Annotated in this window: 22 protein-coding genes, 3 tRNA genes and 1 pseudogene; 12 read left to right on the top strand and 14 right to left on the bottom strand. The window is 71.1% G+C overall.

Annotated elements, in window-relative coordinates:
- Positions 1–46 precede the first annotated feature (46 nt).
- Positions 47–1,033 carry an NAD(P)/FAD-dependent oxidoreductase gene (locus QRN27_RS04810; protein ID WP_285040927.1) on the bottom strand — a complete coding sequence of 329 codons (987 nt, stop codon included), beginning with the start codon at positions 1,031–1,033 and terminating at the stop codon, positions 47–49.
- A gap of 107 nt (positions 1,034–1,140) precedes the next feature.
- On the opposite strand from QRN27_RS04810, the gene QRN27_RS04805 reads away from it, so the two are divergent.
- The 4 genes from QRN27_RS04805 (at position 1,141) to QRN27_RS04790 (ending at position 3,431) form a co-directional block, all read left to right on the top strand.
- Entirely contained in the window at positions 1,141–1,749 is a 609-nt protein-coding gene (locus tag QRN27_RS04805; protein ID WP_285040926.1) for a helix-turn-helix domain-containing protein, read from the top strand.
- Between the two features lie 91 nt (positions 1,750–1,840).
- Positions 1,841–2,239 carry a hypothetical protein gene (locus tag QRN27_RS04800; RefSeq protein ID WP_285040925.1) on the top strand — a complete coding sequence of 133 codons (399 nt, stop codon included), beginning with the start codon at positions 1,841–1,843 and terminating at the stop codon, positions 2,237–2,239.
- 54 nt (positions 2,240–2,293) lie between these two features.
- On the top strand, positions 2,294–2,809 hold the full coding sequence (locus QRN27_RS04795) for a DUF427 domain-containing protein (protein WP_285040924.1): 516 nt from the start codon (positions 2,294–2,296) through the stop codon (positions 2,807–2,809).
- 145 nt (positions 2,810–2,954) lie between these two features.
- Complete coding sequence (locus tag QRN27_RS04790) at positions 2,955–3,431, top strand: hypothetical protein (RefSeq protein ID WP_194669183.1); 477 nt, start codon at positions 2,955–2,957, stop codon at positions 3,429–3,431.
- Between the two features lie 9 nt (positions 3,432–3,440).
- Here QRN27_RS04790 and QRN27_RS04785 read toward each other — a convergent pair whose 3' ends face one another.
- The 3 genes from QRN27_RS04785 to QRN27_RS04775 all read right to left on the bottom strand — a co-directional run bounded on the left by QRN27_RS04785 (position 3,441) and on the right by QRN27_RS04775 (position 6,366).
- Positions 3,441–4,430, bottom strand: coding sequence for an MBL fold metallo-hydrolase (locus tag QRN27_RS04785; protein ID WP_285040923.1), 990 nt, complete (start codon positions 4,428–4,430; stop codon positions 3,441–3,443).
- 204 nt (positions 4,431–4,634) lie between these two features.
- Positions 4,635–5,540, bottom strand: a complete 906-nt coding sequence (locus tag QRN27_RS04780) for a LysR family transcriptional regulator (RefSeq protein ID WP_056778989.1) — start codon at positions 5,538–5,540, stop codon at positions 4,635–4,637.
- A gap of 76 nt (positions 5,541–5,616) precedes the next feature.
- Positions 5,617–6,366, bottom strand: a complete 750-nt coding sequence (locus QRN27_RS04775) for an NRDE family protein (RefSeq protein WP_285040922.1) — start codon at positions 6,364–6,366, stop codon at positions 5,617–5,619.
- An 80-nt stretch (positions 6,367–6,446) separates the two neighbouring features.
- On the opposite strand from QRN27_RS04775, the gene coaBC reads away from it, so the two are divergent.
- Positions 6,447–7,700: a bifunctional phosphopantothenoylcysteine decarboxylase/phosphopantothenate--cysteine ligase CoaBC gene (gene coaBC / locus QRN27_RS04770; protein ID WP_285040921.1), complete on the top strand. Its 1,254-nt coding sequence runs from the start codon at positions 6,447–6,449 to the stop codon at positions 7,698–7,700.
- 65 nt (positions 7,701–7,765) lie between these two features.
- Positions 7,766–9,067, top strand: coding sequence for a M23 family metallopeptidase (locus QRN27_RS04765; RefSeq protein WP_285040920.1), 1,302 nt, complete (start codon positions 7,766–7,768; stop codon positions 9,065–9,067).
- Positions 9,068–9,094: 27 nt separating this feature from the next.
- Here the strand turns inward: QRN27_RS04765 and QRN27_RS04760 are convergent, their stop codons facing one another.
- Positions 9,095–9,742, bottom strand: coding sequence for an SGNH/GDSL hydrolase family protein (locus tag QRN27_RS04760; protein WP_285040919.1), 648 nt, complete (start codon positions 9,740–9,742; stop codon positions 9,095–9,097).
- Between the two features lie 125 nt (positions 9,743–9,867).
- Here QRN27_RS04760 and QRN27_RS04755 point away from each other — a divergent pair, with 125 nt between their 5' ends.
- The 5 genes from QRN27_RS04755 to QRN27_RS04735 are packed head-to-tail and all read left to right on the top strand — an operon-like array spanning position 9,868 to position 13,837.
- A complete protein-coding gene (locus QRN27_RS04755) occupies positions 9,868–10,272 on the top strand; it encodes a TOBE domain-containing protein (protein ID WP_194669190.1) in 405 nt (134 codons plus the stop codon).
- Entirely contained in the window at positions 10,269–11,090 is an 822-nt protein-coding gene (gene modA, locus QRN27_RS04750; RefSeq protein ID WP_285040918.1) for a molybdate ABC transporter substrate-binding protein, read from the top strand. The genes QRN27_RS04755 and modA overlap by 4 nt, the downstream gene beginning before the upstream one ends.
- A gap of 4 nt (positions 11,091–11,094) precedes the next feature.
- Positions 11,095–11,937: an ABC transporter permease gene (locus tag QRN27_RS04745; protein ID WP_285040917.1), complete on the top strand. Its 843-nt coding sequence runs from the start codon at positions 11,095–11,097 to the stop codon at positions 11,935–11,937.
- Positions 11,934–13,016 (top strand): sulfate/molybdate ABC transporter ATP-binding protein, encoded by a 1,083-nt coding sequence (locus tag QRN27_RS04740; protein WP_285040916.1) that lies wholly within the window; start codon positions 11,934–11,936, stop codon positions 13,014–13,016. The genes QRN27_RS04745 and QRN27_RS04740 overlap by 4 nt, the downstream gene beginning before the upstream one ends.
- A 59-nt stretch (positions 13,017–13,075) precedes the next feature.
- Complete coding sequence (locus QRN27_RS04735; RefSeq protein ID WP_285040915.1) at positions 13,076–13,837, top strand: GH25 family lysozyme; 762 nt, start codon at positions 13,076–13,078, stop codon at positions 13,835–13,837.
- Between the two features lie 27 nt (positions 13,838–13,864).
- Here QRN27_RS04735 and QRN27_RS04730 read toward each other — a convergent pair whose 3' ends face one another.
- From QRN27_RS04730 to QRN27_RS04695, 8 genes and pseudogenes are all read right to left on the bottom strand, one after another.
- Entirely contained in the window at positions 13,865–14,005 is a 141-nt protein-coding gene (locus QRN27_RS04730) for a hypothetical protein (RefSeq protein WP_194669195.1), read from the bottom strand.
- Positions 14,006–14,282: 277 nt separating this feature from the next.
- Positions 14,283–14,708, bottom strand: a pseudogene (locus tag QRN27_RS04725) (arsenate reductase ArsC); the annotation flags it as partial.
- On the bottom strand, positions 14,705–15,304 hold the full coding sequence (locus QRN27_RS04720; RefSeq protein ID WP_285040914.1) for a TetR/AcrR family transcriptional regulator: 600 nt from the start codon (positions 15,302–15,304) through the stop codon (positions 14,705–14,707). The pseudogene QRN27_RS04725 and the gene QRN27_RS04720, both read right to left, overlap by 4 nt.
- Positions 15,305–15,357: 53 nt before the next feature.
- Entirely contained in the window at positions 15,358–15,816 is a 459-nt protein-coding gene (locus QRN27_RS04715; protein WP_285040913.1) for a hypothetical protein, read from the bottom strand.
- Positions 15,817–16,371: 555 nt separating this feature from the next.
- Entirely contained in the window at positions 16,372–17,643 is a 1,272-nt protein-coding gene (locus QRN27_RS04710; protein ID WP_285040912.1) for an HNH endonuclease signature motif containing protein, read from the bottom strand.
- 465 nt (positions 17,644–18,108) lie between these two features.
- Positions 18,109–18,181: transfer RNA gene (locus tag QRN27_RS04705), tRNA-Phe, on the bottom strand.
- 78 nt (positions 18,182–18,259) lie between these two features.
- Positions 18,260–18,333 (bottom strand) — tRNA-Asp (locus QRN27_RS04700).
- Between the two features lie 116 nt (positions 18,334–18,449).
- A tRNA-Glu gene (locus QRN27_RS04695) sits at positions 18,450–18,525 on the bottom strand.
- Positions 18,526–18,816: 291 nt separating this feature from the next.
- On the opposite strand from QRN27_RS04695, the gene QRN27_RS04690 reads away from it, so the two are divergent.
- On the top strand, positions 18,817–20,112 hold the full coding sequence (locus tag QRN27_RS04690) for a M23 family metallopeptidase (RefSeq protein WP_228506510.1): 1,296 nt from the start codon (positions 18,817–18,819) through the stop codon (positions 20,110–20,112).
- Positions 20,113–20,196: 84 nt separating this feature from the next.
- Here the strand turns inward: QRN27_RS04690 and QRN27_RS04685 are convergent, their stop codons facing one another.
- Positions 20,197–20,688 (bottom strand): inorganic diphosphatase, encoded by a 492-nt coding sequence (locus tag QRN27_RS04685; protein WP_056008441.1) that lies wholly within the window; start codon positions 20,686–20,688, stop codon positions 20,197–20,199.
- Positions 20,689–20,817 lie beyond the last annotated feature (129 nt).

The following is a 20,817-nucleotide window of genomic DNA, read 5'->3' as shown; positions in this document are numbered from 1 at the left end:
GTGCCGTCATCGTCCCATGTCCGTCGCCGGTGCGACAGTGGTGGTTCTACCGCTTCGCGAGGGCGCGACGCACGTCGTCCTGCACGAGGTCGGCGTTCATGGCCGCCCCGGCCATCGCTCCGGCGGCCGCCGCCTGCACGACCTGGGGACGCAGACTGGTGACGTCCCCGGCCGCCCACACGCCGGGCACGGAGGTGGCGCCCATCGCGTCGACCCCGATCGCGTCGCCGTAGTGCGCCCCGGCCGGGTGCGGTTGGGTCTCGACACCGAGCTCGGCGAAGGCCGCAGCATGCACCCGGGCGACCGGTGCCACCGCGAGCGCGTCGACCGGGATCGTCCGGCCGTCGGCGAGGCGGACACCTACGAGCCGGTCGTCCTCGACCTCGAGCCGCTCCACGAGGCCGTCGACGACCTCGATGCCTCGTGCGGCGAACGCGGCCTCCTGATCGGCACTGAACGCTTCAGCGGTGTTGCGCAGGACGACGACCCGCTCGCTCAGCTGGCGGAACAGCTGGGCCTGGTGTGCAGCCGCCTGGGCGTCCGTGCCGAGGATGCCGATCATCCGGTCCTGCACCTCCCAGCCGTGGCAGTACGGGCAGTGGAGGGCGTCGCGCCCGTAGCGTTCGCGGAGCCCCGGGATGGCCGGGAGTTCGTCGGCCGTGCCGGTGGCGATGAGCAGTCGTCGGCCGCGGAGGGTCGAGCCGTCCGTCGTCGTCAGGACGAACCCCTCGTCGTCGCGGACGGCCGTGCTGACCTGCGCGTCGACGACCAGGACCCCGTAGGCGGTGACCTCCGCGCGCCCGAGGCGGACGAGCTCCCGAGGGGGGATGCCGTCACGCGACAGGAAGCCGTGGACGCCGTCGGCCGGGGCGTTCCGCGGCTGACCTCCGTCCACGACGATGACGGAGCGACGCGAGCGACCCAGCATGAGGGCGGCGCTGAGCCCGGCCGCGCCGCCGCCGACGATGATCGCGTCGACGAGCTCGGTGGCGGCCGGTGCGGTGGCAGACGGGGTGTGGGCGGGCGTGGTCATGATCGTTCCGTTCGGTCGAGGGTCGGTGTGGGGTCCAGCGTGCGTCGCGGTGTGCCGAACTGGCAAGAAACCTTGCCGGAACGGCAACGGCCCCGGAGAATCGACCCATGGCGCATGGACACGAGGAGCAACGGTCGATCGACGGGGTGCTGGACGCGGTCGGGCCGAGGCTCCGTGCGATCCGGCAGCACCGGGGCACCACCCTCGCGGCGCTCTCCGCCGAGACGGGTATCTCGGTCTCCACCCTGTCCCGGCTCGAGTCCGGACAGCGCCGACCGAACCTCGAACTGCTCCTGCCGCTCGCGAAGGCGCATCAGGTCCCGCTGGACGACCTCGTCGGCGCCCCGCAGACCGGTGACCCCCGCGTGCATCTGAAACCCGTCCAGCGCCACGGCCAGACGATCGTGCCGCTCACCCGCCGGCCGGGCGGCTTGCACGCGTTCAAGAGCATCATCCACGGCGGACCTGGTCCGCAGACCCCCGGAACGCAGCAGGTGCACGAGGGCTACGAGTGGCTCTACGTCTTGAACGGCCGGCTCCGCCTGTTGCTCGGCGATCAGGACCTCGTCCTCACCGCGGGCGAGGTCGTCGAGTTCGACACCCGTGTGCCGCACTGGTTCGGGCGGGCGGAGGGCGGAGCGGTCGAGTTCCTCAGCCTGTTCGGGAAGCAGGGCGAACGCATGCACGTCCGGGCGAGGTCGACCGAGGCCCGCTGACGCGTCATGCCGTTCTCCGGCGCACGGATCGTCAGGACATGGCAGGCTGAGGCCGACGGTCCACGGGGCCGCCCGACGAGCAGGAGAACCGATGAGCGCATCCGACGACCGTCCGTTCGCGGAGCAGTTGCTCGAACGCCGAGGGTTCGCCGTCGCGACCGCGTTCGTCGTCATGCTCGGCGGGCTCGTCGTCCCGTTCGTCGGCTGGGTGGCCGGCATGGTCATGCTCTGGCGGGCACGCGCCTGGACCACGCGCCAGAAGGTGTGGGCGACCGCTGGCCCGCTCCTCGCCACCGGGGTCGTCCTCATCGTGCTCGCCCTGCTGACGGCGAACTGGAGCACGACCGACGCCGGGCTCGGCGGATCGCCAGTGATCCCGGTCGTCCTCGACCTCGGCGGGACGGCCGTGGTGTTCCTTCTGGTGTCGTACGCCGTGGCCGGTGGGTGGCTGTTGTGGTCGGTGCTCCGCCGACCGGTGCCGCAGGCCTGAGCGGCGCTCGCCGATTCGCGGTCGGCGCTCAGGTGGACCGGGCAGAGTGGGACGATGCCCGACTCCTCTCGCTCCCGCCGACCCGTCCCCGTCCAGCCCGGACCCGGTGAGGAGTCCGTCTGGGAGTACCCGCGCCCGCCCCGGGTCGAGCCGCGCGACGAACGCGTGGTCATCCGGTTCGGCGGAGCCGTCATCGCGGAGTCGACGTCGGCGGTCCGCGTCCTCGAGACGAGTCACCCCCCGGTGTACTACGTGCCGGCAGCCGACTTCACGCCGGGCGTCCTCGTGCCGATCGACGGCACGACCATGTGCGAGTTCAAGGGCGAGGCCCACTACCTCGACGTGCGGGTGGGCGACGAGGTCGCGCCCGCGGCCGCGTGGACCTACCCGGACCCGCGCTCGGGCTACGCGCCCCTGTTCGGCATGATCGCCGTCTATCCGGGGCGCATGGAGGCCTGCGAGGTCGACGGTGTCCGCGTGCACGCTCAGGAGGGCGACTTCTACGGCGGGTGGATCACGCCGGGGATCATCGGACCGTTCAAGGGTGCCCCTGGCACCATGGGCTGGTAGCACCTCCTCCTCGGACGCCCGCCTCGCCTGCTCCTACACCCGTCCAACCCGCCGCGCAATGGCTGGGTGGAGGGCCGACCCCGTGCCACGCTGAGCGCCAGGACGCCTCGACGACGAGGCTCGGGTGCAGGAAGCGGTCGGTGCCATGGACGCATTCGGTGAAGCGGTCGACCCGGGGTGGTCCCTCCTGCGCGTCGTCCCACTGTTCGGACTCGCTGTGAGTGCCGGCGCGGTCGTCGGCGCGGTCCTCGCCGCCGGTGCGGAACTGTTCGAAGCGGTCGGGACCGTCTCAGCCCATCCCGCCGACCTCGGCGGCATCGCCGTCCTCGTCGGCGGGCTCGTCGGGGGGATGCTCGCCGCCGTCGGGGCAGTTGGGGCGCTGCTTGCGCTCGGCGTGCTGGACCACTGGGGCGAACGCGGGCCGCTCCGTCGGGCCTGGATCGCCGGCGGTGGTGCGGCCGTGCTCGTCTCGGTCGTCGGCGGCCTCATCGCGGCACCCATCGGACTCGGCTCGACGATCGGGGTGGTCGTGTTCGCCGTCCTCGCCGCCGGTGGCGCGGCGGGCGGGGGCCTGTACGCCTTCGAGCGCGCCTTGGCTCGTCGAGGTGTCCGCGGCGGGTGACTGCCGCCGTCAGTCGGCGAGCTGCAGGAGTCGTGCCCGATGCCAGGCGGTCTGCGTCAACGCGGACACCCGCAGGAGTCCCGTCAATGCGTCCCACCCGGCGGACCAGCCGATGCGCGAGGCGATGGTCCAGACGTCCGCTTCCGGGTCGTCGGCCAGGACCGACCGCACCTCGTCCGCCCGGCGCAGGTGGTGGGCCGCCAACTCGTCGCACCGCTCGGCGAGGCCGGTGAAGCGGAAGCCGTGTCCCGGGATCACCTGGTCGCCGTCGTGCACGCGGATGCGTTCGAGCGAGGACAGGTACGCGGTCACCGGGTTCTCCGCGGTCCGTGCGCCGAGTCCGAGGCCCGAGAAGATCGTGGGGAGGACGTGGTCGCCGGTGAAGAGGTAGCCGCGGTCCTCGTCGCGCAGGGTGAGGTGCCCGGTGGTGTGTCCCGGCGTGTGGATGACGCGGATCGTGCGACCGGGGAGGGCCAGGAGGTCGCCGTCCTCGAGCGTCCGGTCGGCACGGGTGTCGCCGAGGTGGCCTGCCGGGGCGGCGGCGCCCTCACTCCAGGGGCGCACGGTCGTGTCGTCGGCCGGGACGCCCCAGGCGTCCAGGGCCGCGGCCAGCTCGGCCGGGCCGGGCGGCGTCGAACCGGCGGCCTCGTCCTCGAGCCGGTGCATGAGGACGGGCGCGGCCAGCTCCTCCCGGAGGACGCCGGCCAGGCCGAGGTGGTCGGGGTGGAGATGGGTCACCACGATGCCGGTGAGGGTGGTGACGCCGACGTCGCGGAGCTCGCGCAGCAGGTGCTCCCGACCCTCCGGGGTGTCGGTTCCGGGGTCGACGACGATGGCGCGCCCGTCCGTGCCGAAGAGCACCGAGCAGAGGGTGAAGGAGTTGCCGGGGTCGCCGGTCGGCACGGCGATGACGACCGTGTCCGCGTCGAGCTGTTCCGTCGGCGGCGTGCGGCCCTCACGGAAGGCGGCGGCCTGCGATTCGCTCGACGAGGTGATCATGGGGGTGCTCCGGGTGCTGTTCGGGGGACGGACCAACCCTAGTCGTGGCTCCCGCGAGGTTCAGTACGATGGAGGTATGACCGTCAACGACATCCTCATCGGCGTGATCGCCCTCATCACCGTCCTCGGCGGCATCGGCATGGTCGGCGCGCTCGTCGCGATGGCCAAGTCGGGCTACCACGGCTGACCGCTCGCCTGTCGAGCTCAGCGCGCGACGGCCTCGTCCGTCGCGCGCTGGATGGCTGCGAGCGCTGCCGCGACCGCGGAACGCTGCAGTGAGCCCTTCCGCGCCGTCGCGATGATCTTCCGCTCGCTCATCCCCGAGATCGGCTTGCGGACGACGTCGGCGCGCGAGCCGATCGCGATGTCGGGGAGGACGGCCACGGACAGCCCTGCTGCGACGTGGTCGATGACGACCTCGTAGCTCGTGAAGCGTCCGACCACCCGAGGTTCGAAGCCCGAGCGTCGGCACAGCAGCGGGACGAGTTCGCCGAGGTAGGTGCCCGGGGCGTCGAGGGCCCACGACTCCGCCTGCAGCTCGGCGAACGACACCATGTCGCGCCCGGCGAGCGGGTGGTCGAGCGGTGCGATGAGCAGGAGCGGGTCCGTGGTGAGCGGCACGCTGTGCACCGAGGGGTCGAGGAGGAAGCCGTCCTCCTGATCGACCGTGATGACGACGTCGCAGGTGCCGCGTTGGACGGCCGTGGTGCTCTCGTGCGGTTCGACCTCGATGAGTTCGACCTCGAGTCGCGGGTACTGCTGGGCGAGTGCGCGGGCGGCCGGGATGAGGACCGGGGCGATGACGCTCGCGAATCCGGCGATGCGGAAGCGGCCGGACGGCTCGGACTCCACCTCGGCCAGTTCCACCTCGATGGCGTCCATCTGCGCGAGGAGTGCCCTGGCGCGTTCCACGAGCAGTGCTCCGGTCGGTGTCAGGGCGAGGGTCCGGCCGCGTCGTTCCAGCAGGGCGGCACCGGTCTCCGACTCGAGGACGGAGAGCTGCTGGGAGACCGTCGACGGGCTCAGGTCGAGCTCGCGGCCGACCGCACGGATCGTGCCGAGGCGGTCGAAGGCCTCGAGCAGTCGCAGTCGCACGGGGTTCAGGGCCATGGTGCAACAGTATCGAGCGCGCCTGGGGGCGCTCCACACGCCCGCCAGTCCGATCGGGGGCCCGTGGCTCCCGGTGTCACTCCCAGACGAAGGTGTCGGGGAGTCGGCCCGGTTCGGTGAGCCTGGCATTCCGGAGCACCGCTCCTTGCGGGCCGAGTGACAGGGCGGTCACGGAGAGCGACGCGAGTCGCAGGCCGTCGTGGTCGTCGATCCGCACGACGGCCTCGTCAGCATCGGCGGGCAGGCGCGTCGTCGATCGCAGTGTCTGCAACCAGGGCTCCCACGACGCGGCCGTGGCACCGTCGAGCGGGCCGGTCGGCGCCGGGGCCTCGACGAAGTCCGGCCGCCACCGGCGGACCCGGGGGACGTCGAGGTGGTCGGGTCCTTCGTGGGTCACGACGTGCAGGCCGGGTGGCACCTCGACCGAGCGGAGCGACGTACCGTCCCAGCTCGTCACCGCGACGCGGTCGGGTCGGAGCTCGACGAGGTTCCACGAGCGGGCGCTCCGGCCGTCGGAGCCGTCGACCCCGGTCGTCACCGCCTGCAGGGGGAGCACCCCGCGCGAGACCCACCCGCTCGCCGGCATGGGCAGGTCCTCGCGTCGGTTCAACACGACCGCCGCCCGCGGCCCACCGTCGGCGTCGAGGTTCGTCGCCAACCAGGCGCCACCCGCCTCCCGGTCGTGGATGCCCCGGACCCCGTCACCGAGCACGGGCCACCAGGAGCCGGGCGGATCCCAGGCGCGTCCCGGCTGCTCGTCGCGGAGCCCGAGCACGGCGATCGGCCACGGGCGCCCCGGCTCGAAGTCGATGATGACGGTGCACACGCGGGTTCCTCCTCGGCCGGTCGGACTAGGACAGACTAGACGAGGACCGCGCGCCGGAGCGCCGGTGGCGAGGAGACGAGATGACCACGCAGGACGCAGCACCCGAGGCGCAGCGACGCACCGTCGTCGTCGGCATCACGGGCGGGATCGCGGCCTATAAGGCGGTCGGCGTGGTACGCGGGTTCGTGCGTGCCGGGCACGACGTCCACGTGGTCCCGACCGAGAGTGCCCTGCGGTTCGTCGGGCTGCCCACGCTCGAGGCGATCAGCCGGAACCCGGTCACCACCTCGCTGTACGACGGCGTCGCCGAGGTCAGACACGTCGCCCTCGGGCAGCGGGCGGACCTCATCGTCGTCGCTCCGACGACGGCCAACACGCTGGCGAAGCTCGCGGCCGGGTTGTCCGACGACCTCCTCGGCACCACCATCCTCGCCAGTCGGGCACCCGTGCTTCTCGCCCCGGCGATGCACACCGAGATGTGGCAGCACCCGGCCACGACGGCGAACGTCGCCCTCCTGCGCTCGCGCGGCGTCGCCTGCATCGGACCGGAGACCGGCGCACTCACCGGCGGCGACGAGGGACCAGGGCGGATGAGCGAGCCGGAGGACATCGTCGCGGCGGGCCTCGCGCTCCTCCAGGGCCGCGATTCGGCCGGCGACCTGCGTGGCGATCGCGTCGTCGTCTCCGCGGGTGGCACGCGTGAGCCGCTCGACCCGGTGCGCTTCCTCGGCAACCGCTCGAGCGGCCGGCAGGGATTGGCCGTCGCGCAGGCGGCCGTCGCCCGCGGCGCCGACGTCGTGCTCGTCGCGGCGCACCTCGACGCGGACGTCGCGGACGAGGCGGCCGGCGCCGTCGGCCTCAGGGTCGTCCCGGTCGGGACCGCGGCGGAACTCGCCACCGCGATGGACGAAGCGGCGAAGGAGGCGAGCCTCGTGGTGATGGCGGCGGCCGTCGCCGACTATCGGGCCGCCGAGATCGCCGAGCGCAAGATCAGGAAGGACGACACCGGCGACGAACTGACCCTGCGACTCGTGCGCAACCCAGACGTCCTGGCAGGACTCGCCGAGGCGGCCGTCCCGGGTCGCCTCATCGTCGGCTTCGCGGCCGAGACCGCATCCGACCGCGACGAGCTCCTCGCGCTCGGCCGGGCGAAGATCGCCCGGAAGGGAGCCGACCTCCTGGTCCTCAACCGCGTCGGTTGGACCGACGGCTTCGGCACACCCGACAACGAGGTCCTCGTGATCGACCGGGAGGGCGAGGTGGTCGGCGAGGCGTCCGGCTCGAAGCGCGCCGTCGCCGACCGCCTGCTCGACCTCGTGCTCGCCCGCCGCTGACCCCGCCGCACCCCCATGGGCGAGCCTCCCCCCGAACGGGGCTCGCCACTGGCACCATGGGCACCATGCCACGCCTCCGTCCCGCGCGCCGCCGCGCATCCATCGCCGCGACCCTGGCCGGAGTCATCGTCCTCTCACTGGGACTCGCACAACCCGCTGCGGCGGTGGAGTACCCCAGCTGGGAGGACGTCGAGGCGGCCCGGTCGAGCGAGACGTCGAAGCAGTCGACCATCGTCCAGATCGAAGGCCTCGTCCAGGAGCTCAAGAACGCCGCGGCGCTCGCCGAGGCCGAAGCCGTGCTGCGTGCGGACGAGTACGAGGCGGCGCAGCTCGCCGTCGACGAGGCCAGTTACCGTGCCGTGTCGCTCCGCGAGCAGGCCGTCGCCGCGACGACCGTCGCCGAGACGTCCAAGCGGCAGGCGGGTGCGCTCGTCGCCGCGTGGTTGCGGTCCGGGAACGTGGACCTCTCGACCGCGGCGTTCCTGGACAACGAACCGGAGGCGCTCCTCGGCCGGCTGAGCACGATCTCGAAGCTCAGCGAGTCGACCGACGGGACATACGACCGCGCGAAGACGGACGCGAACACGGCCTCCCTCCTCACCGAGCAGGCCACCATCGCCGAAGCCGCGCTCGGCGACCTCGCGGCGGCGGCCGAGACCGCCCTCGGTGACGCGGTCGCGGCCCGAGCGGACGCCGAGACCGCCGTGGCCGATCAGCAGGAGTACCTCGCCACGCTCGAGGCCCAGCTCATCGTCCTCAAGGAGAACCGCGCGGCAACGGAAGCCGACTACCGCAAGGGCGAGGAGGTGCGCGCGGCGGCAGCGGCTGCTGCAGCTGCGGCCGCCGCGGCAGCCGAAGCGGCCAGGGTCGCCGCCGAAGCCGCCGCGAACGCCGCGGCGAACGCCGGTGGCGGTGGCGGCGGTGGTGGTGGCGGCGCCAGTTCAGGTGCGGTCGGCGGTCAGGGCTGGGCGCTGCCGATCTCCGGCCGGATCACGGACAACTACGGCCCCCGACCCGGGCGACCCGTGCCTGGCGTCAACGCGTTCCACTCCGGGACCGACATCGGAGCCGGGTGCGGTCGCGCGGTCTATGCCGCCAACGCCGGCCAGGTGGTCTACGCGGGGTGGCTCGGGACCTACGGCAACTGGGTCCTCATCGACCACGGCGGCGGAGTCATGACCGGCTACGCGCACAACAGCAGCATCCTCGTCGGCGAAGGCCAGTCGGTGTCCGCCGGTCAGAACATCTCCCTGGTCGGATCGACGGGTGCCTCCAGCGGCTGCCACGTCCACTTCGAGGTCAGGATCGGCGGCTCGCGCGTCGACGCGGTGCCGTTCATGGCGGACCGGGGCATCCGCCTGGGCTGAGCGGCGGGTCCGCCCGGAGGCGTCGCCTCAGAGGCCGAGGCGCTCGAGTTCCGCGTCCATGCGGCGCGCCATCTCGGCGTAGCCGTCGTCGTTCGGGTGCAGTCCGTCTGCGGCCATCCACTCCGGGTGTCCCTCGATCCAGTGCGACGCTCCGGGGACGGTGTCGGCGTCGATCTCGCCCGCGGCGTCGGCCACCCAGTCGATGATCGTCTCGATCGCCGCCGGTCGCTCGTCCGTGTACCAGAAGGGCTCGACGACGATGAAGCGGGCGTCCGGCAGGGCGTCGCGCAAGCGGTGCAGGTCGCTGTCGATCTGCTCGTGGATCCGATCGGCCGACTGGTCGAAGCTGAAGGCGTCGTTGAGCCCCATCGTCACGAAGACGATCTCGGGGCGTTCGGCGATGATGAGCGAGGGCAGGTCGCCGCTGTCGTCGCCGAAGCGGTCGCGGTGGTTGATGAATCCGAGGCCGTTCACGCTCGGATTGAACTCCCGCCAGCCGCGCTCCTCGCTGATGACGGTCGACCACCGGTTCGCCGGGTCGCTCGCGCCGGTGCCGAGCGTGTAGGAGTCTCCGTAGAAAGCGACGACCGGGCCGTCGTCGTCGGACCCGGCGCATCCGGTGAGGCCGGCGGCCAGGGCGAGCACCGCGGCAGCGGCGAGCAGTCGTGATCTCATGCGGATGCTTCGGAGCGGTCGTCGTCGCGGAGGGTCGCCGGATGCGTTCACGGTCGGCGAGTCCGTACGCGGATGCGGTCGAGGCTAGGGCGATCAGACGCGGATGCGTGCACTAACCTGACTCCATGCCGCAGATCCGAATCAGAGACGCCGCCCTGTTCCTCGGGGTCAGTGACGACACCGTCCGCCGCTGGATCGACCAGGGCGCGCTCGTGAGCGCGAAGGACGACGCCGGCCGTGCGGTCGTCGACGGCCTGTCGCTCGCGCAGCTGGCCCGGCAGAACGCCGTCCTCCCCGTCGACCCCTCGGAGATCGGACGCTCCGCACGGAACCGCTTCGTCGGCATCGTCACGGACATCACGATGGACACGGTCATGGCGCAGGTGGAACTGCAGTGCGGGCCGCACCGCGTGGTGTCGCTCATGAGCAGCGAGGCCGTGCGCGAACTCGGCCTCGAACTCGGCTCAACGGCCATCGCCGTCGTGAAGGCCACGACGGTCCTCATCGAGACACCGAAGGCCAGCTCATGAACCGCACCGCACCCCGTCGGCCCGTCCGCCTGTTCAGCGCCGTGGCGCTCGGCGTCGGGATCCTGCTCGCGGCATCCGCCTGCGCCGCGTCAGCGCCAGCGACGACGCCGACACCGTCCGGCACCGGCGTAGCGGACGACCTCAGCGGCTCCATCACGGTGTACGCCGCCGCATCCCTCAAGACGACCTTCACGACGCTCGCGAAGGACTTCGAACAGGTGCACCCCGGCACGAGCGTCGAGCTCACCTTCGCCGGATCGTCCGACCTCGTCACCCAACTCACGAACGGTGCCCCCGGCGACGTGTTCGCCTCAGCGGACGAGAAGAACCTGGCGAAGCTGACCGATGCCGACCTCGTCGAGGGCGACCCGGTCGACTTCGCGACCAACGTCCTGCAGATCGCCGTCCCCCCGTCGAACCCCGCGCACGTCAAGACCTTCGCCGACCTCGCCCGCCCCGGCGTCAAGACCGTCGTGTGCGCACCGCAGGTGCCGTGCGGCGCGGCGACGGTCGCTGTCGAGGATGCCACGGGCATCTCGCTCAGCCCGGTCAGTGAGGAGTCGTCGGTCACCGACGTCCTCGGCAAGGTGACCTCGGGGGAGGCCGACGCCGGGTTGGTCTACGTGACCGACGTCATCGCGGCGGGCGACGCGGTGCGGGGCATCGCCTTCGACGAATCGTCGAAGGCCGTCAACACCTACCCGATCGCGCCGCTCGCCGGGAGCGCGAACCCCGCACTCGCGGCGGCCTTCGCCGCCTTCGTCGTGAGCGCCGACGGGCAGCGCGTGCTCGCCGATGCCGGCTTCGGCGCCCCGTGACCGCATGAGGAACCCGGGCTCGGGGGTGCCCCGCTGGGTCGTCGTGATCGCGGCGATCGGAGCGGCGTTCGTGCTGCTCCCGCTCGTCGCGATCGTGCTGCGGGTCGACTGGGCCGACTTCGGCGCCCTCGTCACCTCGGAGTCGTCGATCGCGGCGCTCGGCTTGAGTCTGCGGACCTCGCTCATCGCGACGGCACTGTGCATCCTGTTCGGCGTGCCGCTCGCACTCGTCCTCGCCCGCACGCGGTTCCCGGGCCAGCGGCTCCTACGGTCGCTCGTCCTCCTCCCGCTCGTGCTGCCGCCGGTCGTCGGCGGCATCGCCCTGCTCTACACCTTCGGCCGGCTGGGCCTGCTCGGCCCGGCGCTCGCCGACGCCGGGCTCAGCATCGCGTTCTCCACGACCGCCGTGGTCCTCGCCCAGACCTTCGTCGCGCTCCCGTTCCTCGTGCTGAGTCTCGAGGGAGCGATCCGCACGAGCGGCGCCCGCTACGAGGCGGTCGCGGCGACGCTCGGTGCGCGGCCGACCACAGTGTTCCGGACGGTCACGCTGCCGCTCCTCGCGCCCGCCATCGTCTCCGGCGCCATCCTCTCGTTCGCGCGTGCGCTCGGCGAGTTCGGTGCCACGCTCACGTTCGCGGGCAGTCTGCAGGGCGTGACCCGCACACTCCCGCTCGAGATCTACCTGCAGCGCGAGACCGATCCGGACGCCGCGGTCGCCCTGTCGCTCGTCCTCGTCGTGGTCGCCGTGCTCGTCGTCGGGGTCGCCGGAGCCCGTGGAGCGGTGGCACGAGGTCCGGCTCGTGGGCTGCGTCCGTCGTCGCGACCCGCTGTGGGAGCCGAGCGATGATCCCGGGGGAGCATGGCGGATCGGCGCTCAGCCTGCGGGCGACCGTGGGCGCTCGCGACTGGGACGTCGCCATCGAGCTCGCGCCCGGCGAGACCGTCGCCGTGCTCGGCCCGAACGGCGCCGGCAAGTCCACGCTGCTCGCCGTCCTTGCGGGACTCCTGCGGCCGGACACCGGGTGGGCGACGCTCGGCGATCGCGAGCTGTTCCGGGTGGGTGAGGGCGGGCATGAGCGCTGGCTGCCGCCGCATCGACGAGGCGTCTCGCTGCTCGCGCAGGAGGCGCTGCTCTTCCCGCACCGGACCGTGCTCGACAACGTCGCCTACGGTCCGCTCGTCGCCGGGGCGTCGCGTGGCGAGGCACGTGACGTCGCCAGGCGGAGGTTGGCCTCGGTGGAGGCGTCCCACCTCGAGGACCGCCGGCCCGCTGAGCTGTCCGGCGGTCAGGCGCAACGGGTGGCGCTCGCACGCGCGCTCGCGCCGGATCCCGCCCTGCTCCTCCTCGACGAACCGATGGCCGCGCTCGACGCCTCGGTCGCCCCACAGCTGCGGCGGATGCTCCGTGAGCAGCTGCGCGGACGCACGACCCTGCTCGTGACCCACGAGGTGCTCGACGCGTACACCCTGGCCGACCGCGTCGTCGTACTCGATGCCGGGCGCATCGTGGAGCAGGGGCCGACGTCGGAGGTGCTCGAGCGGCCACGGAGTGCGTTCACCGCGGACCTCGCCGGCCTGAACCTGCTGACGGGCGTGCGGACCCGGGGCGGGCTCCGGCTGGCCGACGGGACGGAGGTCGCGGTCGGCTCGGTCGTCGCGGGGGAGCCCATCCAGCTCGGTGCGCCCGTCGCCTGCGCGTTCCGGCCCTCGCGGGTGGAGGTGTACGACGCCGACGGGGCTCCTGGCGGCGACGCCGTCCGGGCGGTGATCACCGACCTCGAACCCCGTGGCGACGTCGTCCGGCTCCGCACGGAGCTCCTCGCCGCCGACGTCACCGTGCCGGAGCTCGCCTCGGCCGGGTGGTCCACGGGTGATGTCGTGGACGTCGTCGTCGACCCGCGGGCAGCGGTCCTCTACCCGCGATGAGCCGTCGTGCAGCGAGTGCGACCAAGACGTGACCGACCGAGACGTGACACAGTGAGTCGATGAACCGATTCTGGAGACGCTGGTGGCCGCTCGTCGTCGGGGCGGTCGGCACGCTCGCGATCGGCGGGATCTGCGCGTCGCTCGTCGCCATGGGGCTCGTGCGGCCGAACGCCATCCTGGCCGCCTCCTACGCGGTGCGAGGGGTCGACGTCTCCTCGTATCAGGGCGAGATCGAGTGGGACGTCCTCGCGGCTCAGCGCATCGACTTCGCGATCATGAAGGCGACCGAGGGATCAGGCGATCAGGACGAACGGTTCGCCGCCAACTGGGCGGGCGCGCGGCGGGCCGCCGATGAGACCGGCTTGCTGATCGGGGCGTACCACTTCCTGAGCTTCGACAGCCCGGCCGAGACCCAGGCCCAGAACATCTTCGACACCGTCCCTGTCACCGCAGGGGCGCTGCCGATCACCATCGATCTCGAGTGCTACGCCGACTACTGTCGGACGCCACCGAGTGCCGAGCAGGTCGCCGCCGTCCTCGACCCGCTCCTCGCGGCACTCGAGGAGCACTACGGGCAGCCGCCGATCATCTACGCGACCATGCGGTACTACGACGCGTTCCTCGCGGGTGCGTACGAGCGGAACCCGCTCTGGATCCGCTCCGTCGTCACACCACCGGTCCTGTCGGACGGGCGAGCGTGGGACCTCTGGCAGTACACCAGTCGGGAACGCCTGGCCGGATACCGCGGCAAGAAGGAGTTCATCGACGTGAACGTCTTCGACGGCTCGCCAGACGACCTCCGAGCGCTCGTCGGCCCCTGAAACCGCGGCGTCCGATGGCGCCTCGGCTTACGGGGCGGGTGCGGGGCCGGTGGTCGGCTCTGCGACGGGGAGGAACGTGTCCTCGCCGTCGACCTCCTGCTCGATGGAGTCCTCGGTGGTCTCGGTGTCCTCGGGGATGCGGTCGTCGTTCGCTGCGTGCTTGCTCATACGACCACGATACGACGGCTGTCGCGCAGAGCAATGGGGTTGCGAGCCGACGTCGTGCGCCTGCCGACGATCGCGCTCAGGAGGCGAAGGCGAGCGAACGGGCGTCGAGTTCGGCGGCCAGGACGTCGATGGCCGTCGGGCCGACGCCGTGGATGCGCGCGAGCGCCGCGGGGGAGACCCTGGTGAGCTGCTCGAATCGGGTGAACCCGTGTGCGGACAGCGCCCTGCCTGCGACCGATCCGATGGCGGCCGGGAACTCCGACGTCTCGGCGGGTGTCAGCTCGACGAACAGTGCGGCGATGCGCTCCTCGATGTCGTCGCGGATGCGGCGGACGGCGTCGATCCCCTGACCGGCAGGGTCCTCGAGTTCCCAGTCCTCGTAGCGCTTACCGGGGAAGATCGGGCACGCGTCGCCGCAGCCCATGGTGATCACCGCGTCCGACGCCCGCACCGCTTCCGTGGTGAGGATGCGCGGGACGGCGGCCGTGATGTCGATGCCGTGCTCCGCCATCGCCTCGACGGCGACCTGGTTGATGCGGTCCTTGGGTTCGCTGCCCGCGGAGAGCACCTCGACCCGGTCGCCGGCGAGCGCCCCGAGGAAGCCGGCCGCCATCTGGGAGCGTCCGGCGTTGTGCACGCAGACGAAGAGGACGGTCGGTGTCGTCGGCGTCGGTGTCGTCGATGTGGTCGGGGCGGTGGTCATGGCGTCTCCTGGAGGTGGCGTGATCCGAGCGCGGACGAACGGTCGAGGAGGTCGACGAGGACAGCGTAGCTCGCGCCTGGCTCGGCACCCCGGGTGAAGCCGTCGACGAGCTCGAGGGACACGAAGCCGTGGAGGGCCGCGCGCACGATCCTGCCGGCGTCGGTCATCGCGACGCTGTCGAGCCCGCGTCCCGCGAGGGTCCGTTCGACGAGGAGGACGAGTTCGCGGTCGGCGGGGTCGCCTGCGGCGGTCCGGGCGTCGCTCGTCGAGAAGGCGAGTGTGTACCGGCCAGGGTAGGTGAGGGCGAAGCGACGGTAGGTGTCTGCGAGTGCTGAGAGCGCCGGCGTCCCGGAGAGGTCGCCGGTCGCGATGTCGATGCTGCTGGCCAGGTGGGCCAGGGCGAGGGACGCGACGGCGGCTCGGAGGTCCTCGGTGCTCCGCACGTGCTTGAGAAGTGCGGGCGCCGAGGTGTCCAGGTGCCGGGCCAAGGCTGCGAGGGTGAGTGCGTCGGCTCCGTGCGCGTCGGCGAACTCGGCGGCTCCGACGATCACCAGCTGGCGGGAGAATTTCGTCCGGGAGACAGGTGTGTCGGTCATCGGATCGAGCCTAACGGCTTGCCGGGGCTGTCCTGGGACGGCCCCTGTCGCTGTCAGACGGTGGGTGGCGTCGCCTCGTGGTGTGGAGCGCCGTGGGTGCGACGGTCCTCCTTCATGGCGGCTTCCGCGAGGTGGCGGCGTCCGCCCGCGAGTTCGTCGCGCACGTGTGCTTCGAGCGTGCGGAACGGTTCCCAGTAGTTGCCGTCGTAGTCCTCGACGATCTGGAACGTCCAGCGTCCGTCGATGACGTTCCGCCCGACGAGCTCACGATCGATGCGATCGGCGAGCTCGGTGTGCCCGGCGTCGCGGAGCGCGTCCGCGGCTTCTCCGAGCGCGAGGTCCGCCTTGCCGGTGAGGCGGTGGAAGCCGTAGAGCATGCCGCGTGCCTGCTCCACCACCTCGAGGGCCTCGGTCACCTTGCCGACCGCTTCCACGGTCGCGTCGTCGACGCGCTCGGGGACTCGGTGGGCGTCGTCGGGTCCGTCGGTGGTGCGGTCGTCTGCAGAACTCATGCCACCAGTCTGTCTCGATCGAACCTGGATGTCTGGGGCTTGCGAATGGAGGTGCACGATGTCAGCCGGGCACGGTCCTTGCGCGCACCGAGCGGGCGCACCCGACTGCCCTTGGACAGGCTCAGGGACCGGAGTGTGTCCGGTGAACCGCTCCCGGTCGCTGAGTGCGTCCCCGGTCGCTGAGCTTGTCGAAGTGCGCACGAGAAACCCTTCGAGACGCTTAGGGACCGAAGCGTTCTGGACACAACTTCCCGGTCACTGAGCCTGTCGAAGTGCCCACGAGAAACCCTTCGACAAGCTCAGGGACCAGAGTGTTCTGGACGCAACTGCCCGGTCACTGAGCTTGCCGAAGTGCGCACCAAGAGCTCGCTGACAGGCTGCGGACCCAGAGAGTGTCCGGTGGACCGTTCCCGGTCACTGAGCCTGTCGAAGTGCGCACGAGGAACCCTCCGACAAGCTCAGGAACCGAAGAGCGCCCAGTGAACCTCCTTTGATCACTGAGCTTGTCGAAGTGCCCACGAAGAACCCTCCGACACGCTCGGGGACCGGAGGTGGTCAGAACGGTGCGGGATCGGGTTCCGTCCGATGATGTTTCCCGTCGGGTGTCGTCCAGTCGAGGACCCCGCCGGGGCCGTGGTCGAGGTTCCATCCCGGGAGGTGCTTCATCCGGTGGTGATGTCGGCACAAGCACGCGAGATTCCCGACGTCCGTTGTGCCGCCGTCTTCCCACGCGAGCGAGTGATCCAAGTCGCAGGCCCGCGCGCGCCTGCCGCAGCCGGGTGCGCGACAGGTGCCGTCCCGGAGGCGCACCGCCCGTTGGAGATCGGCCGGCACGCGGTACTGCTTCCGCCCAACTGAGAGGACGGCGCCGGTTTCCGGCTGGACCAGGATCCGGGTCAGGCTGGGCGCGTTCACCGCGAGCCGGGCGGCCGTCTCAGGGTCGATCGGACCGTACCCGTCGAGGGTCGCCGGCGCATCGGAGACGCCGGCCAGGCTGAGCGCGGGGACGGTGATCTGCACGGTGGGCGTGATGTGCTCCTGGACCTCGATCGGGTGCGGGAGCACCGGGCTCGACATGACATCTTGCGGGGTCACGCCGGTGAGGGCCAGTGCCGCGAGGGCGTCGGCCTGCAGTTGTCCGCAGGCGCGGGTGTCGCTGGCGGCGCGTGACTCCGCGGCCGCTGCTTCGACGCGCTCGACGATGCCCTGCGCGATCGGCGCGGTGGTGAACAGGTGCACCCACGCCATACCGTCCGCGGCGGGCTCGAACTCCACCCGGCGGTCGGCCTCCGAGCGGATGGTGCGAGCGGTGATCGACTCAGGATGGAGTCGTTCGCGGAGGACACGGGCGCGCTTGCGGAGGTTGGCGTTGGTCAGCTGCTCCGCGACCGGCAACACCGCCTCTAAGAACGCCGTCCGCCCGGCGGTGGGCACGTCGCTGAGTTGGTCGACGATGGTCTGCGCGTGCCGGGCGGAGATGCGGCCGGCCTCGAGCGAGGCGAGCACTGCGGGTGCCTCGTTGACGAGGCGTTCCGCGTCGTTCGTCGCCCGCTGCACGGTCGGCTCGGGTGTCCGTGTCGCCATGGCGAGCGCTGCGCAGGTCGACCGGCGCGAGAGCGCCTGCCGTTCCGCAGGCGGGTACACGGCCGGGACGACCGAGTCGGCGAGGGCGTCGGCATACGCCGCCGAGCGAGCGAGGAGCCGCGCCGCCCGAGCGGCCAACACGGCTTGCTGCCGGCAGATCTCCGCGTACTCGTCCGAGAACTCCGCGAGCTGCGCGGCGTACTCATCGCCAGCTCGAACTGCGGAGGTGGTGCTCTCGGTCATGGATCAAGTCCACCATGGACCACTGACATTCCAGATGCTGAGAAGCCCCGTTGGTGGATGCTTCTCCGTGCGCCCTTCGACAAGTTCAGGGATCGGCAAAGGGGTGCTCAGGGATCGGAGGGGGTTGCTCGCGTGCCCTTCGACAAGCTCAGGGATCGGCGGAGGGTTGCTCAGGGACCGGGGGAGCGTCGCTGGGGAGGGGCGCCTCGCGTGCCCTTCGACAAGCTCAGGGACCGGAAGGGTGAGAGGTCCGCTGAGCTCGGGCGGGTCAGTAGTTCAGGCAGCGATCCGGATCCTCGATCTCCGGCGGATCACCCTGATAGAGCGTGAAGAAGTTCTCGGCCGGGCCGGACAGGGACCCGCGGGTGTGGACGCACAGGCGAATCGTGCTGGGCCTGGGCGGGCCGGGCAGCCGGCCGGGCAAAAAAAGAACCCCCACCATGTAGAAGCTAGGTGGGGGTTCCGTGGCTCCGACGGGCGTCGATCCCGTGACCTCACGATTTTCAGTCGTGCGCTCTACCAACTGAGCTACAGAGCCGAGTACATCAGCTGCACGAACGGCGACGATGTCTCAAAAGCAGAAGCCCTCCCTTGCGAGAGGGCTTCCGACCTTTTGCGACCCTGACGGGACTTGAACCCGCGACCTCCGCCGTGACAGGGCGGCACGCTAACCAACTGCGCTACAGGGCCATACATGTTGAATTGGTGATGATACGAACTGCGGTGATGCTGGTGTGCTCGGTGCTTCTCGCAGTCGCGCAGACTCACTATACCTGAATCTGAGCGGCTGTTTTTCCAGTAGTCGGTGGTGACCCCAACGGGATTCGAACCCGTGCTGCCGCCGTGAAAGGGCGGTGTCCTAGGCCGCTAAACGATAGGGCCGCGAAGCCCTGAAGCTTCATGACTACCGAGCGACAAGCATACGGATGAAACCCCGGAATCCAAAATCGGGTTCCCGCGGCCCTGCGCCTGGCTCGACGGCGGATCTCGCGACAGGCGCCGAATGACCGCTGAGCCGTACATCGCCGGGGTTAGCCTCGGGCGTGGCACCATGCCCGGCCGGCCGCGCCGCGCGGGGTGTCCGAGGGCTGTCCCCACCCCTCCGGGGGTACCGTGGACAGTGGTACAGATGTGACCGATGTGACTGCAGCGAACCGAGATGGGCCGTACTTCATGAGCAAGAGACTTCCCGGTGCCTCGCGCCGAGGCCGGACGACGACCGCCGGGACGGTGTCCTCCGCCCGTTGGCGCGGACGCCTCGCCGCCGCGGTCGTGATGTCCCTCGCGATCGTCGGATCCTTCGGGATCGCGGGACCGGCCTCGGCAGCCGACTACCCCTCGTGGGACGACGTCCAGGCGGCGAAGGGCAACGAGGCTGCGAAGGCCGCCGAGGTCACGAACATCAAGAACTTCATCGTCCAGTTGCAGGACGAACTGCAGGTGGCCCAGGACGAGGCCGAGAAGCGCGGAACCGAGTTCCAGGCGGCTGAAGAGGCGTTCTTCGAGGCCGACGCCCGTGCGACCGCGATCCAGGCCCAGGCCGACGCGAAGACCACCGAAGCCGACACGGCGACCAAGCAGGCCGGTCGGGTCGCCTCCCAGCTCTACCGCTCCGGCGGTGCCGACCTCAGCCTGAGCCTCTTCCTCGACGGGGAGAGCAAGGGCGCGACCGACCTGCTGTCGAAGCTCGGCAACATGAACCAGGTCGCCGAACACAGCAACGGTGTCTATGAGCAGGCCGTCGCCGCACGGAACACCGCAGCCGCACTCGGTGAGCAGGCCGGCGTCGCCCGTGACGAACGAGAGTCGCTGCGGCAGGCCGCGCAGGTCGCCATGCAGGCCGCGCAGGAGGCGGCATCCGCTGCAGCGGCGAAGCTGGAGCAGAACCAGGAACTCATCGTCACGCTCAACGCCCAGTTGACGGCGTTGCAGGACACGACGGCGAAGACGGTCCAGGACTACGAGGCCGGCGTCGCCGCGGCGAAGGCGAAGGCCGCGGCTGAGGCGGCGGCCCGCGGGCAGAGCGCCGACGGCGGTCAGCTGAGCAGCCAGGGTTGGGCCATCCCGGCGTCCGGTAGCATTTCCGGCACTTACGGGTATCGCGACCCGATCTCCACCGGCGGCGGCAGCTCGGGCAGCTTCCACCGCGGCACGGACATCGCGGGCGGGTGTGGGATCCCGATCTACGCGGCGACCTCCGGCACGGTGACCTACGCCGGGTGGTACGGCACCTACGGCAACTTCATCCTCATCGACCACGGCTCGGGTGTCTCGACCGGCTACGCGCACATCGTGGACGGCGGCATCCAGGTCGGTGTCGGCTACCAGGTCTCCGCCGGGCAGGTCATCGCCTACGTCGGCACGACGGGTGCCTCCACCGGCTGCCACCTGCACTTCGAGGTCCGCATCAACGGCAACGCGATCGACGCGCAGCCGTTCATGGCCGACCGCGGCGCACCGCTCGGCTGATCGCGGCACACCGCACGACGAAGCGGCCGACACCCGAGGGTGCCGGCCGCTTCGTCGTACGGGGAGAGGCTGAGCCTCAGAGGGTCAGTGCCCCTCCGCCTTGAGCTTCTCGAAGCCCGCGAGGATGATCTTCTCGGCGGCGGCGGCGTCGCCCCACCCGTCGATGCGAGCCCACTTGCCGGGCTCGGTGTCCTTGTAGTGGACGAAGAAGTGCTCGATCTCGTCGCGCGTCGCCTGCGGGATGTCGTTGAGGTCCTGGATGTGCGCCCAGCGCGGGTCCTTGTACTGCACGGCGATGACCTTGTCGTCGCCGCCGCCGTCGTCGGTCATGTGCAGCACGCCCACGGGACGGACCTTGATGCCGACGCCCGGGAACGTCGGGAAGTCGAGGAGGACCAGCACGTCGACCGGGTCGCCGTCCTCGCCGAGGGTGTTCTCGAAGAAGCCGTAGTCGGTGGGGTAGACGAAGCTCGTGAACAGCACGCGGTCGAGGAAGACCCGACCGGTCTCGTGGTCGATCTCGTACTTGTTGCGGCTGCCCCGCGGGATCTCGATGACGGCGTCGTACTCGGCCATAAGCCTGCTCCTTGCGAGGTTGGATGTCCTGGAATCGGCACGGTCGCCGACGAGGACCAACCCTAACCGATGCGCCCAGGAGCCACCGGTGCCGGGGGCGCGGCGGCCGTCGTGCAATAGCGTGGTGCG

Source organism: Plantibacter sp. LMC-P-059a (assembly GCF_030209505.1).
In the GTDB taxonomy this organism is placed as follows: domain Bacteria; phylum Actinomycetota; class Actinomycetes; order Actinomycetales; family Microbacteriaceae; genus Plantibacter.
This window is presented reverse-complemented; position numbering and strand designations above follow the sequence as displayed.

Excerpts from the sequence above, each read along its gene's own strand:
- QRN27_RS04810 (WP_285040927.1), bottom strand. The coding sequence starts at position 1,033 with ATGACCACGCCCGCCCACACCCCGTCTGCCACCGCACCGGCCGCCACC.
- QRN27_RS04805 (WP_285040926.1), top strand. The coding sequence starts at position 1,141 with ATGGCGCATGGACACGAGGAGCAACGGTCGATCGACGGGGTGCTGGAC.
- QRN27_RS04800 (WP_285040925.1), top strand. The coding sequence starts at position 1,841 with ATGAGCGCATCCGACGACCGTCCGTTCGCGGAGCAGTTGCTCGAACGC.
- QRN27_RS04795 (WP_285040924.1), top strand. The coding sequence starts at position 2,294 with ATGCCCGACTCCTCTCGCTCCCGCCGACCCGTCCCCGTCCAGCCCGGA.
- QRN27_RS04790 (WP_194669183.1), top strand. The coding sequence starts at position 2,955 with ATGGACGCATTCGGTGAAGCGGTCGACCCGGGGTGGTCCCTCCTGCGC.
- QRN27_RS04785 (WP_285040923.1), bottom strand. The coding sequence starts at position 4,430 with ATGATCACCTCGTCGAGCGAATCGCAGGCCGCCGCCTTCCGTGAGGGC.
- QRN27_RS04780 (WP_056778989.1), bottom strand. The coding sequence starts at position 5,540 with ATGGCCCTGAACCCCGTGCGACTGCGACTGCTCGAGGCCTTCGACCGC.
- coaBC (WP_285040921.1), top strand. The coding sequence starts at position 6,447 with ATGACCACGCAGGACGCAGCACCCGAGGCGCAGCGACGCACCGTCGTC.
- QRN27_RS04765 (WP_285040920.1), top strand. The coding sequence starts at position 7,766 with ATGCCACGCCTCCGTCCCGCGCGCCGCCGCGCATCCATCGCCGCGACC.
- QRN27_RS04760 (WP_285040919.1), bottom strand. The coding sequence starts at position 9,742 with ATGAGATCACGACTGCTCGCCGCTGCCGCGGTGCTCGCCCTGGCCGCC.
- QRN27_RS04755 (WP_194669190.1), top strand. The coding sequence starts at position 9,868 with ATGCCGCAGATCCGAATCAGAGACGCCGCCCTGTTCCTCGGGGTCAGT.
- modA (WP_285040918.1), top strand. The coding sequence starts at position 10,269 with ATGAACCGCACCGCACCCCGTCGGCCCGTCCGCCTGTTCAGCGCCGTG.
- QRN27_RS04745 (WP_285040917.1), top strand. The coding sequence starts at position 11,095 with ATGAGGAACCCGGGCTCGGGGGTGCCCCGCTGGGTCGTCGTGATCGCG.
- QRN27_RS04740 (WP_285040916.1), top strand. The coding sequence starts at position 11,934 with ATGATCCCGGGGGAGCATGGCGGATCGGCGCTCAGCCTGCGGGCGACC.
- QRN27_RS04735 (WP_285040915.1), top strand. The coding sequence starts at position 13,076 with ATGAACCGATTCTGGAGACGCTGGTGGCCGCTCGTCGTCGGGGCGGTC.
- QRN27_RS04730 (WP_194669195.1), bottom strand. The coding sequence starts at position 14,005 with ATGAGCAAGCACGCAGCGAACGACGACCGCATCCCCGAGGACACCGAG.
- QRN27_RS04720 (WP_285040914.1), bottom strand. The coding sequence starts at position 15,304 with ATGACCGACACACCTGTCTCCCGGACGAAATTCTCCCGCCAGCTGGTG.
- QRN27_RS04715 (WP_285040913.1), bottom strand. The coding sequence starts at position 15,816 with ATGAGTTCTGCAGACGACCGCACCACCGACGGACCCGACGACGCCCAC.
- QRN27_RS04710 (WP_285040912.1), bottom strand. The coding sequence starts at position 17,643 with ATGACCGAGAGCACCACCTCCGCAGTTCGAGCTGGCGATGAGTACGCC.
- QRN27_RS04690 (WP_228506510.1), top strand. The coding sequence starts at position 18,817 with ATGAGCAAGAGACTTCCCGGTGCCTCGCGCCGAGGCCGGACGACGACC.
- QRN27_RS04685 (WP_056008441.1), bottom strand. The coding sequence starts at position 20,688 with ATGGCCGAGTACGACGCCGTCATCGAGATCCCGCGGGGCAGCCGCAAC.